The sequence below is a fragment of the Novacetimonas hansenii JCM 7643 genome, assembly GCF_000964405.1.
Classification (GTDB): domain Bacteria; phylum Pseudomonadota; class Alphaproteobacteria; order Acetobacterales; family Acetobacteraceae; genus Novacetimonas; species Novacetimonas hansenii.
This window is the reverse complement of record NZ_BANE01000243.1, coordinates 1-1135: the sequence shown is the minus strand read 5'-3', so window position 1 is coordinate 1135 and position 1135 is coordinate 1. Positions and strand designations below refer to the sequence as shown.

Annotated in this window: 1 protein-coding gene; it reads right to left on the bottom strand. The window is 54.2% G+C overall.

Annotated elements, in window-relative coordinates:
- Positions 1-305: 305 nt before the first annotated feature.
- Positions 306-707, bottom strand: a complete 402-nt coding sequence (locus B7G66_RS13990) for a hypothetical protein (protein ID WP_231106300.1) — start codon at positions 705-707, stop codon at positions 306-308.
- Positions 708-1135: the final 428 nt, after the last annotated feature.

Here is a 1135-nt window from a genome sequence, read left to right as displayed (position 1 = left end):
AAGCTTTTTAGAAAAAGCTTCACCAAAAACTTTTATGATTTCAGTGTGTTATCGAACATGTCTTTTCAAACAGTCTCTGAAAGACATCGCCATGTGAAAACACGGCACCGTCCAGAAACATGCATGGTCCCCAGCCCGTCGGCCGGTTGCAAACAGCCCCCGCTATAATCACGAAAGGATCAGGCGCGGTGTCCCGAAAGTGTCCCACAAAGGGCAGATCCCACAAGGGACACACACACACGGGGGCACATACAGGGGGCACGTCCCGCAAGGAGCGCATCCACAGGGCGCACGTGCCCTGCCTATTATGTATCGTGGGGGGACATGCCGTCTGAAAGCCCGAACTGTTCAGGATAGGGCATGGCGCTGCGGCTGCGTTTTTTCTTTTTCCACTCCGCCAGCGCCCGGTTATATTCGACATGCCGCAGAACAAACTGCAAGGCCGCCACATGGCGTTCGTCACTGGCGTCCATCCTGTTGCGCCGCCATCCCGCCGCGATCAGCCAGTATTCCCCCGCCAGTTGCCAGGCCCCGGCCTGATGATGCGCCATGGCCAGCCGTTCAACCCCATGATAGCCATTATCCGGGTTTGCAAGCACCTGTGGTGTGATGATGAAATCGTCACCTTTCCACGGGAACGTCGCTTTCATATAGGGAAACTGCCGCGTCAGGGCACCGGGATCGCCGAAATGCTCCTTGATCAACATCGGAACCAGCCGGTCATAAGACCTACGCCATTCGCACTGCACAGACTGTCCCCGCAAAATCATGATGAAGAATGCTGCTTTTATAACAGCGCGCCCCTTATAACAGCGCCCCCTGCCAAAGTCGATTTTCCGACATCCGTCCCACTGGCGGCCCCCGCCCGCGACAGGGGCGGCCCTGCTGTCGTCTTTGCGGGCAGATAAAGGCAGGACAAGGCCCCCACGGGAAGAATAGGAATCCCGGCAAGGATTTTTCAAAAGGGCTTTGTAAAGCTGCCGCGTTCTTGAAAAAAGGCATGATCGCTTCTAGACTGAAGCCCGTTGAACACAGAATAAAAAACCCATTTTACCGAACGCGAATGTAAGGGATTGTTTGAAAACAACTCTTTGATAAAAAACAGGAAAAGTTTCTGGGTGCCGCCTTTTTTCAG